The sequence below is a fragment of the Streptococcus mitis genome (genome assembly GCF_002860865.1).
GTDB lineage: Bacteria > Bacillota > Bacilli > Lactobacillales > Streptococcaceae > Streptococcus > Streptococcus mitis_AT.
Window position 1 is genome coordinate 175,002 of sequence record NZ_PKIE01000001.1, and the last position, 13,458, is coordinate 188,459.

14 protein-coding genes are annotated in these 13,458 nt (G+C 40.6%); all 14 read left to right on the forward strand.

Features of this window, described 5'->3' with window-relative positions:
• Positions 1-40 precede the first annotated feature (40 nt).
• Positions 41-1,405, forward strand: coding sequence for an amino acid permease (locus CYK18_RS00860; protein WP_180947989.1), 1,365 nt, complete (start codon positions 41-43; stop codon positions 1,403-1,405).
• A 99-nt stretch (positions 1,406-1,504) separates the two neighbouring features.
• On the forward strand, positions 1,505-1,915 hold the full coding sequence (locus CYK18_RS00865) for a GNAT family N-acetyltransferase (protein WP_101784562.1): 411 nt from the start codon (positions 1,505-1,507) through the stop codon (positions 1,913-1,915).
• A gap of 341 nt (positions 1,916-2,256) precedes the next feature.
• Entirely contained in the window at positions 2,257-3,102 is an 846-nt protein-coding gene (locus tag CYK18_RS00870; protein ID WP_101784563.1) for an ABC transporter ATP-binding protein, read from the forward strand.
• A 15-nt stretch (positions 3,103-3,117) separates the two neighbouring features.
• Positions 3,118-3,846 carry a hypothetical protein gene (locus CYK18_RS00875; RefSeq protein ID WP_101784565.1) on the forward strand — a complete coding sequence of 243 codons (729 nt, stop codon included), beginning with the start codon at positions 3,118-3,120 and terminating at the stop codon, positions 3,844-3,846.
• 359 nt (positions 3,847-4,205) lie between these two features.
• Positions 4,206-4,415, forward strand: coding sequence for a helix-turn-helix transcriptional regulator (locus CYK18_RS00880; protein ID WP_180947990.1), 210 nt, complete (start codon positions 4,206-4,208; stop codon positions 4,413-4,415).
• Positions 4,405-4,893, forward strand: coding sequence for a DUF6773 family protein (locus CYK18_RS00885; RefSeq protein WP_101784569.1), 489 nt, complete (start codon positions 4,405-4,407; stop codon positions 4,891-4,893). Before CYK18_RS00880 ends, CYK18_RS00885 begins: the two co-directional genes overlap by 11 nt.
• A gap of 115 nt (positions 4,894-5,008) precedes the next feature.
• Entirely contained in the window at positions 5,009-6,469 is a 1,461-nt protein-coding gene (locus CYK18_RS00890; RefSeq protein WP_101784571.1) for a nicotinate phosphoribosyltransferase, read from the forward strand.
• The gene (gene nadE / locus CYK18_RS00895) at positions 6,466-7,290 is read left to right on the forward strand and encodes an ammonia-dependent NAD(+) synthetase (RefSeq protein WP_101784573.1); all 825 of its coding nucleotides are present in this window, start codon (positions 6,466-6,468) and stop codon (positions 7,288-7,290) included. The genes CYK18_RS00890 and nadE overlap by 4 nt, the downstream gene beginning before the upstream one ends.
• Positions 7,291-7,743: 453 nt before the next feature.
• Positions 7,744-8,295: a GNAT family N-acetyltransferase gene (locus tag CYK18_RS00900; protein WP_101784575.1), complete on the forward strand. Its 552-nt coding sequence runs from the start codon at positions 7,744-7,746 to the stop codon at positions 8,293-8,295.
• A 162-nt stretch (positions 8,296-8,457) separates the two neighbouring features.
• The gene (ccdA2, locus tag CYK18_RS00905) at positions 8,458-9,168 is read left to right on the forward strand and encodes a thiol-disulfide oxidoreductase-associated membrane protein CcdA2 (RefSeq protein ID WP_101784578.1); all 711 of its coding nucleotides are present in this window, start codon (positions 8,458-8,460) and stop codon (positions 9,166-9,168) included.
• 13 nt (positions 9,169-9,181) lie between these two features.
• Positions 9,182-9,745, forward strand: a complete 564-nt coding sequence (locus CYK18_RS00910; RefSeq protein ID WP_101784580.1) for a redoxin family protein — start codon at positions 9,182-9,184, stop codon at positions 9,743-9,745.
• A 9-nt stretch (positions 9,746-9,754) separates the two neighbouring features.
• A complete protein-coding gene (gene msrB, locus CYK18_RS00915; RefSeq protein WP_000998572.1) occupies positions 9,755-10,867 on the forward strand; it encodes a peptide-methionine (R)-S-oxide reductase MsrB in 1,113 nt (370 codons plus the stop codon).
• 70 nt (positions 10,868-10,937) lie between these two features.
• Complete coding sequence (locus CYK18_RS00920; RefSeq protein ID WP_000222629.1) at positions 10,938-11,675, forward strand: response regulator transcription factor; 738 nt, start codon at positions 10,938-10,940, stop codon at positions 11,673-11,675.
• Entirely contained in the window at positions 11,672-13,363 is a 1,692-nt protein-coding gene (locus tag CYK18_RS00925) for a cache domain-containing sensor histidine kinase (protein ID WP_101784582.1), read from the forward strand. Before CYK18_RS00920 ends, CYK18_RS00925 begins: the two co-directional genes overlap by 4 nt.
• Positions 13,364-13,458: the final 95 nt, after the last annotated feature.

The window sequence follows — 13,458 nt, forward strand, 5'->3', positions numbered from 1 at the left end:
ACTCACTCCTTTTTCCATTTTAAATTGAATTGGAGACGATATGAGTTCAAAGAAGAAAAAAAATAAGATGGAGCGTGGTCTGACCAATCGTCACGTGCAGGTTATGGCCATTGCGGGAACAATTGGAACAGGACTCTTTTTGGGAGCAGGTCGCTCTATCAGCTTAACAGGTCCTTCCATTGTACTAATTTATATGATTACTGGAGCCTTTATGTTCCTCATGATGCGTGCGGTTGGGGAAATGCTTTATCAAGATCCTGAGCAACATACCTTTATCAACTTTATCACGCGCCATTTAGGTAAGGGCTGGGGTTATTTCTCAGTTTGGTCCTACTGGCTATCCGTTGTTTTTATCGGTATGGCGGAAATTACAGCCATATCTCACTACGTTCAGTTTTGGTTCCCTAGCTGGCCAAGTTGGATGATTGAGATTGGATTTTTGACCATTCTAGCCTTAGTCAATCTGATTGCGGTGAAGCTCTTTGGGGAAGTTGAGTTTTGGTTTGCGATGGTTAAGATTGTGGCTATTTTAGCTATGATCGCCACAGGAGTCTTTATGGTCTTGACTGGCTTTAAGACACCTCATGGAGTAGCAAGTTTGGCCAATATCACCGACAATTTCTCCCTCTTCCCTAATGGTGGAGTGAACTTTGTCATGGCCTTTCAGATGGTTTTCTTTGCTTACCTCATGATTGAGTTTATCGGGGTAACAACTTCTGAAACCAAAAATCCACGTCAGGTCTTGCCAAAAGCCGTTAAGGAAATTCCTTTGCGAATCGCCTTTTTCTACGGTGGTGCCCTCTTAGCCATCATGGCTATCATTCCGTGGCGTGAACTTGCATCGGCTGATTCTCCCTTTGTTACGGTATTTGAATTGGCAGGTATCAAGTGGGCAGCGGCCTTGATTAACTTTGTCGTCTTGACGTCAGCAGCATCTGCTCTTAACTCAACACTCTATTCAACAGGTCGCCATTTGTACCAGATTGCCCATGATTCGCCAAATCCATTCTTAAAGGCTATTAAGGCAGATACGCTTTCTCGTCATAACGTGCCACAAAATGCCATCATTGCTTCAGCGGTTTTGATTGCCCTAGCAGCCTTTATCAACGTATTGCCAGGAGTTTCGGATGCCTTTGCCTTGATTACGGCATCATCATCAGGTGTCTATATCGCCATTTATATCTTGATTATGGTGGCTCACCTTAAATACCGCAAGTCACCAGACTTTATGGCAGATGGCTATCTCATGCCCCATTATCGTTTCCTAAATCCTTTAACCATGCTCTTCTTTGCCTTTGTCTTTGTAACCCTCTTTTTACAAGAGTCTACATTTGTAGGAGCAATTGGATCAGCTATCTGGATTATCGGTTTCGGGATTTATAGCCAGTGGAAATTTAGAAAATAGATTATGAACTCATCAACTCAGGTTGGTGGGTTTTTGCTAGTTTGACAGTCTATTGAAATAAGACTATAATCAAGCTGTAATCGTTTCGAGGAGGTTTATATGTACTTTAGATTGGAAAACAAGGAGTCTCAGAAAGCACAAGAAATAGGGAATCTGATTCGTGTTTATAACCGTTCAAAAAGAGAAGAGGCTGAAAGTGAGCCACTTAATCTTTATGTCGAAGATGAAAAGGGCAATCTCCTGGCAGGTTTGATAGCAGAGACTTTTGGAAATTGGCTAGAAATTGAGTATCTATTTGTAAAAGAGGAACTGAGAGGGCAAGGAATCGGTTCAAAACTATTGAAGCAGGCAGAAAGTGAAGCTAAGAATCGAAACTGTCGTTTTGCATTTGTTAATACTTATCAGTTTCAGGCACCAGACTTTTATCAGAAACATGGCTACAAGGAAGTCTTTACTTTGAAAAACTATCCCTACACAGGACAAAGATATTACTACCAAAAGGATTTGTAAGGAGAATAAAGCAAAGAGGGGAGCTTGACATAAGTCTCGATAAATACCAGTTAAATCCTACAAATTGTGTCTTTCTAGACGATATGGAGGACAATACAATCGCAGCTGAGACATTAGATCTGAAAGCCTAGCATGTCGTCGATATTTTAAAATCCTATATTTAAACTCAACACTCTCTATTTTTTATGGTAGAGAGTTTTTGTTAATAAAATTTTACAAAATGACATTTATATATTGCATTAAGTTGGATATATGATATAATGTTGTTAAAAAGAGGCGCAACTTTTTAAAATTAATGAGAATCAAAGAGAAAACCAAGAATATTAATGGAGGAATAAAAAATGGAAGTTATAAATGTAAGTAAGCATTATGGTCATTCAACCATTCTCAAAGATATAAATTTCGCACTTAACAAGGGTGAAATTGTTGGTCTAGTAGGGAGAAACGGAGTTGGTAAGAGTACATTGATGAAAATTCTTGTTCAGAATAATCAACCGACTTCAGGGAATATTATAAGTAGTGATAATGTTGGGTATTTAATCGAAGAACCAAAATTATTTTTATCTAAAACAGGTTTAGAGAATTTAAAATATTTGTCAAATTTATATGGTGTTGACTACAATCAAGAAAGATTTGGAAGTTTGATCCAAGAGTTAGATTTGACTCAGTCTATTAATAAAAAAGTTAAGACCTATTCTTTGGGTACAAAACAAAAATTAGCTTTGCTTCTAACTCTCGTTACGGAACCTGATATATTGATTTTAGATGAACCGACTAATGGTTTAGATATTGAATCATCACAAATAGTTTTAGCGGTTCTAAAAAATTTAGCTTTACATGAAAATGTGGGAATTTTAATATCGAGTCATAAATTAGAAGATATTGAAGAAATTTGTGAGAGGGTTCTTTTCTTGGAGAACGGACTTTTGACATTTCAAAAAGTAGGAAAAGATAGTCATAATTGCTTGTTTGAGATAGCTTTTTCATCAGCTACAGATAGAGACATTTTCATTACCAAACAAGAATTTGGGGATATTGTTCAGGAAGAGGGACTGAAAATAACTATGTCTGGGAATATTCAAAGTAGTGAGCTTTTTAAATTTTTTAACGAAAACTCTATTAAAGTAGTTGATTTTGAAACTAAAAAAGAGACGCTTAAAGATATTTATCTAAATCGTTCAAAATAAAGGAAGGTTATAATCATGAAATTAAATAAATTGAATTTTCTTAAGGAAAATATAAGAGATTTATATTCATCAGGCGTAATATATCTCGGATTGATTATCTCGTTTATACCGCCGATACTGGTTACATTCTTTATTCTAAAGACTCAAGGGACATCACTTGGTATTAAGCATATTTCAAATTTTTATGCTATGCTCGGTATGTTAATGGCTGTTATACATGCTAACCGAATTATTAGCAGGGATTTTTCCCACAATACGATAAGTTTATTTTATAATCAACAGAAAAATCGGATGATTTACGTCTTGGCTAATTTTCTATATGCCATCTCAGTTTCCATTATTTATTCTTTGAATGGCATTGTGCTACTAGTCATCGTAAGTAAATTGGGTGTTCCAGGTGATTTAGGATTAGATTTTATAGTAGCCATTGTAGTCAATACAATTTTGTTAGTCCTATTTTATTTTCTATTATCTTACATTTTCTATTTATACAAATTGAAAAGTGGCTTGGTATTTGGTATTTTAGTAGCTTTACTACTCTTTATCCCTAATATATTAAATACGATTATGATGAATACTAGTAATGATTTATTTATCAAAGCAATTGAACTTCTTCCTTTTTATTCCTTACCTGTATTTGTTGCTTCAAATACGATGTCTATTAGTCAGTATCTTGTGGTAATCACTACAATCATTTTATTGTACTTTTTCACTCTCAAGAAAAGCAAGGAGTATTCATTTTAGTTTCGTTTAGTATTATTTTGCAGATTTAAAATCCAGCAAAAAAATCAGTCATCTTGCTATGCACACGTTTTTGTCTTACACTAGACTCATTTCCAAAAGCATTATATAATAGTGATATGAAAGCAACTAAACTAAACAAGAAATACAAGCAATCAAAACTCGTTTAAAAGACTCTACTAAAGCTAATACTAAACAAAAAATCACTAGGGAGTTTATTTCAAACAATCTAACATACTGATTTTAGGCTGAAGATAATATTGGAGTGCTAATTAATGAGGTTATAATAAATAGGTGACAGCTTGTGTTAGTTTTGGATTTTTTAAGAGTAGATGAGTATTAAAATTATAAGGAGGATGCAGGTGGCTAAAAATTTAAAATTAAAATTAGCTCGTGTGGAGCTTGATTTAACACAAGGTCAACTGGCAGAGGCTGTTGGGGTGACGCGCCAGACTATTGGTTTGATAGAGGCGGGAAAATACAATCCCAGTCTCTCGCTTTGCCAGTCCATTTGCAGATGTTTAGGGAAAACACTAGACCAACTATTTTGGGAGGAAGAAGATGATAACTAAATTCATTCATTATCAATTACTTGACGAAAGAGAAGAACAACTAATCAATAAAGCTGGGGCGGAATCCTTTTCCCTCTTTATTGGGCTTGTGCTTCTAAGCTATTTGGTGGCTGTATTGGCTCCATCTCTTTTTAATCCGAATTTTCTAGTCTATACTCTGATAGTAGGAATTTTCTTCTTTTTCAATCGTGCCCGTTATCTGGGAGTAACCTACTATAGTCGTTTTCATTTTACGATTTTGGGTTGTTTTTTCCTAACCTTGGCTATTACGGCTCTTTTGATGTTACAGAATTATCAATTCAACATAGAAATTTATCAGCACAATCCTTTGAACGTTAAATACCTATCTGCTTGGGCAATTACTTATATCATTTACCTTCCCTGGGTCTTTATTGGCAATCTTGGTCTTAAGAGCTATGGTGAATGGGCGCAGAAAAAGTTTGAACAAGATATGGATGAACTGGAGAGTGGAGAATAGCTTGTTACTCTTTTCTCAATCCAGCTAAAATGTGTTATAATAGTACTAATTTATTGGAACACATGAAAGTTTTTGAAAATTTTCATGGGTTTCTAGCTAAGGAAGTAGGAAAAGTATGTATCCAGATGATAGTTTGACATTGCACACGGACTTGTACCAGATTAACATGATGCAGGTTTACTTTGACCAAGGGATTCACAATAAAAAGGCGGTCTTTGAGGTTTATTTCCGCCAACAGCCTTTTAAGAACGGCTATGCGGTTTTTGCAGGTTTGGAAAGAATTGTGAGTTATCTTGAAGACCTGCGTTTTTCAGATAGTGATATAGCCTATTTGGAGTCGCTAGGTTATCATGGGGCGTTCTTGGATTACCTCCGCAATTTCAAGTTGGAGTTGACCGTTCGTTCTGCCCAAGAAGGGGATTTGGTCTTTGCTAATGAACCGATTGTGCAGGTGGAAGGCCCTCTAGCTCAATGTCAGTTGGTCGAAACGGCTCTTTTGAACATCGTCAACTACCAGACCTTGGTGGCGACTAAGGCAGCTCGTATTCGTTCAGTAATTGAAGATGAACCTTTAATGGAGTTTGGGACACGTCGGGCGCAAGAAATGGATGCGGCTATCTGGGGAACACGCGCAGCGGTGATTGGTGGTGCCAATGGAACCAGCAACGTGCGTGCTGGTAAACTCTTTGACATTCCTGTTTTGGGGACCCATGCCCATGCCTTGGTACAGGTTTATGGTAACGACTATGAGGCTTTTAAGGCTTATGCTGCGACCCACAAAAACTGTGTCTTTCTTGTGGACACCTATGACACCCTTCGCATTGGGGTACCCGCTGCCATTCAGGTAGCGCGTGAGTTGGGTGATCAGATTAACTTTATGGGTGTGCGGATTGACTCTGGGGATATTGCCTACATTTCCAAGAAAGTCCGTCAGCAACTGGACGAGGCTGGATTTACAGAGGCTAAGATTTATGCCTCAAATGACCTAGATGAAAATACTATCCTCAACCTCAAGATGCAAAAGGCCAAGATTGATGTCTGGGGTGTGGGTACCAAGCTGATTACAGCCTATGACCAGCCAGCTCTTGGTGCAGTTTACAAGATTGTTGCAATCGAAGATGAAAATGGCCAGATGCGCAATACCATCAAGCTGTCAAATAATGCTGAAAAAGTGTCTACGCCAGGTAAGAAGCAGGTGTGGCGCATTACCAGTCGTGAAAAAGGCAAGTCAGAAGGCGACTACATCACTTATGACGGTGTGGATGTGAGCGACATGACGGAAATCAAGATGTTCCATCCGACTTACACATACATCAAGAAGACCGTTCGTAATTTTGATGCCGTTCCTCTCTTGGTGGATATCTTCAAAGATGGAAAATTGATTTACACCCTGCCTAGCTTGACTGAGATTCAGGCTTATGCCCGTAAGGAATTTGACAAGCTTTGGGATGAGTACAAGCGCGTGCTCAATCCGCAGCACTATCCAGTGGATTTGGCGCGTGATGTATGGCAGGATAAGATGGACTTGATTGACAAAATGCGTAAGGAAGCCCTTGGTGAAGGAGAAGAAGAATGAATTTGCAAGAAACGATTATCCAAGAGCTGGGTGTCAAACCAGTGATTGATGCTCAGGAAGAAATCCGTCGTTCCATTGATTTCTTAAAAAGATACTTGAAAAAACACCCCTTCCTTAAAACTTTTGTACTAGGGATTTCTGGAGGGCAGGACTCGACTTTATCAGGACGTTTAGCTCAATTAGCTATGGAAGAACTGCGAGCTGAAACGTGCGATGACAGCTACAAATTTATCGCTGTCCGTCTGCCATATGGAGTGCAAGCTGACGAAGCAGATGCTCAAAAAGCCTTAGCATTCATCCAACCAGATGTCAGTTTAGTGGTGAATATCAAGGAGTCTGCAGATGCTATGACAGCTGCAGTTGAAGCGACAGGTAGTCCTGTTTCAGATTTTAACAAGGGCAATATCAAGGCTCGTAGTCGTATGATTGCCCAATATGCCCTTGCGGGTGCCCATAGTGGAGCGGTCATTGGAACAGACCACGCCGCGGAAAATATCACAGGTTTCTTTACCAAGTTTGGTGACGGTGGTGCGGACATTCTCCCTCTTTATCGCCTCAATAAACGTCAAGGAAAACAACTCTTGCAGGAGCTTGGTGCAGATCCAGCCCTTTATGAAAAAATCCCAACAGCAGACCTAGAAGAAGACAAACCAGGCCTAGCTGACGAAGTAGCCCTCGGAGTCACTTATGAAGAGATTGACGACTACCTAGAAGGCAAAACAATCAGCCCAGAAGCTCAAGCGACTATCGAAAACTGGTGGCATAAAGGCCAACACAAACGCCACCTGCCCATCACTGTATTCGATGACTTTTGGGAGTAAAAACCTCCAGTGGAGGTTTTTACCCTGAGCCTAGAAATGAGAAAGCGAAGAAGGTTCGGGGGACCTTTTTAGCTTCTTGCCCTGAAACTCGAGAGCAAGAATAACCTCCTGTGGAGATTTTCAGCCTCTCACCTTGAAATAAGAAAGCGAGAGAAGGTCCGGTAACTCGAAGAGTTCGATTTCGTAGTCTCACCCCCGCCCCGCAACGATGACTAGGTTTGAAAAAGCTTGCTAGAGCGCATTTCAAACCAGACAGCGACTGCGTCAAGGGATTAGATGAAAAACTCGTTTTCTAGCTGTTACTGAGTTTAGTCTTTTTACCCCGATCATGGAAACAAGTAAGCGAGGAAGGTCCAGTGGACCTTTTTAGCTTATTACCTTGAAATTCAAAAGCAAAACAAGTTTCAATGGAGATTGGACATAGAATCATCTATCAGAAAGCGAGGTAGCGTCATGAAATCTATCGGTACGCAAATATTACAGACAGAGCGTTTAACCTTGCGAAGATTTGTGGAAAGTGATGCAGAAGCCATGTTTCAGAATTGGGCTTCATCCGCTGAGAATCTGACCTATGTCACTTGGGATCCTCATTCTGATGTCGAGGTGACTCGAAACTCGATTCGTAATTGGGTTGCCTCCTATGCTAATCCCAATTATTACAAATGGGCCATTTGCCTCAAAGAAAAGCCAGAGCAGGTGATAGGAGATATCAGCATCGTTGCAATAGATGAGAACGATTCTTCTTGTGAAATAGGTTATGTGTTAGGCAAGAAATACTGGGGTCATGGTGTGATGACAGAGGCCTTGAAAGCTGTATTGGACTTTTGTTTTACTCAAGTAGGTTTTCAAGATGTCAGAGCACGATATGCCAGTCTCAACCCAGCTTCAGGTCGTGCCATGGAGAAAGCTGGAATGTCTTATCTAAAAACCATTACCAATGGTGTGGAGAGAAAAGGCTATCTTGCAGACCTTATTTATTACCAGATAAGTAGGGAAGACAGGTGATTTTCTTTCCTGTGTCTATCAAAGTCAGATCTTGTCTGGCTTTTTTGTGCAAGATTTCTAAATAACCTGATTAAATTCCTATTTTTCCCTATCATTGTCCCTGTTTTTTCTGGAGTTTTGGGGCTATAATAGTCCTATCAAATCAAAGAATGGAGGAAGGCGATGGATAATATAATCTTTTTTATCAGTGTTTTTCTTGCTGGAATTCTTTCCTTCTTTTCTCCTTGTATCTTACCCTTGTTACCGGTCTATGCAGGGGTCTTGTTGGATGATAAAGATGGTGCTCAGGCTTCTAGTGGAAAATATTCAATCTCACTGGTTAGTTTATTGCGAACTCTGGCCTTTATAGCAGGGATTTCCTTTGTTTTTATCTTGCTGGGTTATGGAGCTGGTTTTTTAGGCAATTTGCTTTATGCTTCTTGGTTTCAGTATGTGACGGGTGCGGTTATCATTCTTTTGGGCTTGCACCAGATGGAAGTCTTACATTTTCAGGGACTTTACAAGGAAAGAAGGCTACAATTACAGAGACAGGGGCAAAAGGGTAAGGGCTATAGTCAGGCATTTTTACTGGGATTGACCTTTAGTTTTGCTTGGACGCCATGTGTGGGACCGGTTCTGGGCTCTGTTTTAGCCTTGGCGGCTTCAGGTGGCTCAGGTGCTTGGCAGGGAGCTGGCCTCATGTTGATTTACACGCTGGGTCTAGCACTACCATTTTTGGTTCTAGCTCTTGCCTCCAGCTATGTTTTGAAACATTTCCGAAAACTTCATCCCTACCTAGGAACCCTCAAAAAAGTGGGTGGTTTCCTCATTATCTTGATGGGAATCTTGGTGCTTTTGGGAAATGCTTCCATTTTGACTACATTATTTGAATAGAGAGGAAGAAGAAATGAAAAAATGGCAAACATGTCTCCTTGGAGTCGGCTCAATCTGTTGCTTGGCAGCCTGTTCTGCTAAAAATATGTCAGACGAATCTACTATGAAGGAGCAAACGAAAACAGAACAAGTCAGTTCACAAACTGCTACTAAAGGTCAGGCGGTTGCTGATTTCGAACTGACGGGAGTAGATGGCAAGACTTATCGTTTATCTGATTATAAGGGTAAGAAAGTCTATCTCAAATTCTGGGCTTCTTGGTGTTCCATCTGTCTAGCCAGTCTTCCAGATACGGATGAAATTGCTAAAGATGCTGGTGATGATTATGTGGTCTTGACGGTAGTATCACCTGGACACAAGGGGGAACAAGCAGAAGCGGACTTTAAGAACTGGTACAAGGGCTTGGATTATAAACATTTCCCAGTTCTAGTTGACCCATCAGGCAAACTTTTGGAAAGTTATGGTGTTCGTTCTTATCCAACTCAAGCCTTTATAGACAAGGAAGGTAAGCTAGTCAAAACGCAACCTGATTTTATGGATAAGGATATGATTTTAAAAACATTGAAAGAAATGGGGTAGAGAAAGGTCATGAATGATAAAGTAAAATTGTTTGTCTTGGCAGGAATCTTTTTCCTAGCCATAACCGGTTTCTATTTTCTATTGATGCGAAATGCAGGGCAGACAGATAGCTCGCAAATTGAGAAAGCGGCAGTTAGCCAAGGAGGAAAAACAGTGAAAAAAAGAGAAGTGAGTAAAGATGCAGACTTGCACGAAATTTATCTAGCTGGGGGATGTTTCTGGGGAGTTGAGGAGTATTTTTCTCGAGTTCCCGGAGTGACGGATGCCGTTTCAGGCTATGCAAATGGTAGAGGGGAAACAACCAAGTACGAGTTGATTAATCAAACAGGTCATGCGGAGACTGTTCATGTCACCTATGATGCCAAGCAAATTTCCCTCAAGGAAATCCTGCTTCATTACTTCCGTATTATCAATCCAACCAGCAAAAATAAACAAGGAAATGATGTGGGAACCCAGTACCGTACTGGTGTTTATTACACAGATGACAAGGATTTAGAGGTGATTAACCAGGTCTTTGATGAGGTGGCTAAGAAATACGACCAACCTCTAGCAGTTGAAAAGGAGGCCTTGAAGAATTTTGTAGTGGCTGAGGATTACCACCAAGACTATCTCAAGAAAAATCCAAATGGCTACTGCCATATCAATGTTAATCAGGCGGCCTACCCCGTCATCGATGCCAGCAAATACCCCAAACCAAGTGATGAGGAATTGAAAAAGACCCTGTCACCTGAGGAGTATGCAGTTACCCAGAAAAATCAAACAGAACGGGCTTTCTCAAACCGTTACTGGGATAAATTTGAATCTGGTATCTATGTGGATGTAGCAACTGGCGAACCCCTCTTTTCATCAAAGGATAAGTTTGAGTCTGGTTGCGGATGGCCTAGTTTCACCCAACCCATCAGTCCAGATGTGGCTACCTACAAGGAAGATAAGTCTTACAATATGACACGCATGGAAGTGCGGAGCCGAGTTGGAGATTCTCACCTTGGCCATGTCTTTACGGATGGACCACAGGACAAGGGTGGCTTGCGCTACTGTATCAATAGCCTTTCTATCCGCTTTATTCCCAAAGACCAAATGGAAGAAAAAGGCTACGCTTATTTACTAGATTATGTCGATTAAGAGGGCTTTCCTAAGCAGTTAGAGGAGAATTTTGCTATACTGATACTAGTAAGTGACAAAGGAGAGAAGCATGACCTATACAATCTTAATTGTAGAAGATGAATATCTGGTAAGACAAGGCTTGACCAAACTGGTTAATGTAGCAGCCTACGATATGGAAATCATCGGTCAAGCTGAAAATGGAAGACAGGCTTGGGAATTGATACAAAAGCAGGTGCCAGATATCATTTTAACCGATATCAACATGCCTCAGCTAAATGGCATCCAGTTAGCCAGTCTGGTCCGAGAAACCTATCCTCAGGTGCATTTGGTTTTTTTAACTGGCTACGATGATTTTGATTATGCCTTGTCTGCCGTCAAACTCGGTGTGGATGACTACCTGCTCAAGCCCTTTTCTCGTCAGGATATTGAGGAAATGTTGAGGAAAATCAAGCAAAAGTTGGATAAGGAAGAAAAAGAAGAGCAGTTACAAGATTTATTAACTGATAAGTTTGAAGGAAACATGGCCCAGAAAATCCAGTCCCATCTGGCTGATAGCCAGTTTAGTTTAAAGTCTTTGGCCAGTGACTTGGGCTTTAGTCCGACTTATCTGAGTTCTTTGATTAAGAAAGAGTTGGGCCTACCTTTTCAGGATTATCTGGTGAGAGAACGTGTCAAACAAGCCAAGCTCTTGCTTTTAACTACAGATTTGAAGATTTATGAGATCGCAGAAAAGGTTGGTTTTGAAGATATGAACTACTTTACCCAACGTTTTAAACAGATTGCAGGTGTGACACCTCGTCAGTTTAAGAAAGGGGGAGGTCGATGAAGCGTTCTTCTCTTCTAGTCAGAATGGTTATTTCCATCTTTCTGGTCTTTCTCATTCTCCTAGCTCTGGTTGGGACTTTCTACTATCAATCTAGTTCATCAGCTATTGAGGCTACCATTGAAGGCAATAGCCAGACGACTATCAGCCAAACTAGCCACTTTATCCAGTCTTATATCAAAAAATTAGAAACCACCTCGACTAGTTTGACCCAGCAGACGGATGTCCTAGCCTATGCTGAGAATCCCAGTCAAGACAAGGTCAAGGGAATCCGAAATCTGTTTTTGACCATCTTAAAGGCAGACCAAGACTTGAAAACGGTAGTTCTGGTCACCAAATCAGGTCAGGTCATTTCTACAGATGATAGTGTGCAAATGAAAACTTCCTCTGATATGATGGCTGAGGATTGGTACCAAAAGGCCATTCATCAGGGGGCTAAGCCCGTTTTGACTCCAGCTCGTAAATCAGATAGTCAGTGGGTCATTTCTGTCACTCAAGAACTTGTTGATGCAAAGGGAGCCAATCTGGGTGTACTTCGTTTGGATATTTCTTATGAAACTCTGGAAGCCTATCTCAACCAGCTACAGTTGGGCCAGCAGGGTTTTGCCTTTATCATCAATGAAAATCATGAATTTGTCTACCATCCTCAACATACAGTTTACAGCTCGTCTAGCGAAATGGAGGTCATGAAACCCTACATCGAGACAGGTCAGGGCTATACGCTAGATCACCAGTCCTACGTCAGTCAAGAAAAGATTGCTGGAACTGATTGGACGGTGCTTGGGGTGTCTTCGCTGGAGAAGTTAGAGCAAGTTCGGAGTCAGCTCATGTGGACCTTGCTTGGAGCCAGTTTCACCTCTCTTCTTGCCTGTCTCTGTTTGGTGTGGCTTAGTCTTAAACGCTGGATTGCTCCTATGAATGACTTGAGAGAAACCATGCTGGAGATTGCTTCTGGTAATCAGAATCTTCGTGCCAAGGAAGCTGGTGCTTATGAACTGAGAGAAGTGACTCGCCAATTTAATGCCATGTTGGATCAGATTGATCAGCTGATGGCGGATATTCGCAGGCAGGAAGAAACGACCCGTCAGTACCAACTTCAAGCTCTATCGAGCCAGATTAATCCGCATTTCCTCTATAACACCTTGGACACAATCATCTGGATGGCTGAATTTCAGGATAGTCAGCGAGTGGTTCAGGTGACCAAGTCCTTGGCGACCTATTTCCGCTTGGCTCTAAATCAGGGTAAGGACTTGATTTGCCTGTCTGACGAAATCAACCATGTCCGCCAGTATCTCTTTATCCAGAAACAACGCTATGGAGATAAGCTGGAATACGAAATTGCTGAAAATCCTGCCTTTGATAATCTGGTCTTGCCTAAGCTGGTGTTACAACCCTTGGTAGAAAATGCCCTTTACCATGGCATTAAGGAAAAGGAAGGTCAGGGACATATTAGAGTTTCTGTTCAGAAACAGGATTCAGGATTGGTCATCCGTATTGAGGATGATGGCGTTGGCTTCCAAGTTGCTGGCGATAGTAGTCAAAGTCAACTCAAACGTGGGGGAGTTGGTCTGCAAAATGTTGACCAACGGCTCAAACTTCATTTTGGAGCCAATTACCAGATGAAGATCGATTCTGCCCCTTTAAAGGGTACGACAGTTGAAATATACATAAATAGAATAGAAACTAACTAACTCCCAGTCAATTCTGGGAGTTTTATGCAGGTTGGAGCAAGATTTTCAGGTTGTCTATCTTGCTAAAAACAAGAAAAAACGATATGATAGATAGT

Excerpts from the sequence above, each read along its gene's own strand:
- ccdA2 (WP_101784578.1), top strand. The coding sequence starts at position 8,458 with ATGGATAATATAATCTTTTTTATCAGTGTTTTTCTTGCTGGAATTCTT.
- CYK18_RS00875 (WP_101784565.1), top strand. The coding sequence starts at position 3,118 with ATGAAATTAAATAAATTGAATTTTCTTAAGGAAAATATAAGAGATTTA.
- nadE (WP_101784573.1), top strand. The coding sequence starts at position 6,466 with ATGAATTTGCAAGAAACGATTATCCAAGAGCTGGGTGTCAAACCAGTG.
- CYK18_RS00920 (WP_000222629.1), top strand. The coding sequence starts at position 10,938 with ATGACCTATACAATCTTAATTGTAGAAGATGAATATCTGGTAAGACAA.
- CYK18_RS00925 (WP_101784582.1), top strand. The coding sequence starts at position 11,672 with ATGAAGCGTTCTTCTCTTCTAGTCAGAATGGTTATTTCCATCTTTCTG.
- CYK18_RS00865 (WP_101784562.1), top strand. The coding sequence starts at position 1,505 with ATGTACTTTAGATTGGAAAACAAGGAGTCTCAGAAAGCACAAGAAATA.
- CYK18_RS00890 (WP_101784571.1), top strand. The coding sequence starts at position 5,009 with ATGTATCCAGATGATAGTTTGACATTGCACACGGACTTGTACCAGATT.
- CYK18_RS00860 (WP_180947989.1), top strand. The coding sequence starts at position 41 with ATGAGTTCAAAGAAGAAAAAAAATAAGATGGAGCGTGGTCTGACCAAT.
- CYK18_RS00870 (WP_101784563.1), top strand. The coding sequence starts at position 2,257 with ATGGAAGTTATAAATGTAAGTAAGCATTATGGTCATTCAACCATTCTC.
- CYK18_RS00900 (WP_101784575.1), top strand. The coding sequence starts at position 7,744 with ATGAAATCTATCGGTACGCAAATATTACAGACAGAGCGTTTAACCTTG.
- CYK18_RS00910 (WP_101784580.1), top strand. The coding sequence starts at position 9,182 with ATGAAAAAATGGCAAACATGTCTCCTTGGAGTCGGCTCAATCTGTTGC.
- CYK18_RS00885 (WP_101784569.1), top strand. The coding sequence starts at position 4,405 with ATGATAACTAAATTCATTCATTATCAATTACTTGACGAAAGAGAAGAA.
- msrB (WP_000998572.1), top strand. The coding sequence starts at position 9,755 with ATGAATGATAAAGTAAAATTGTTTGTCTTGGCAGGAATCTTTTTCCTA.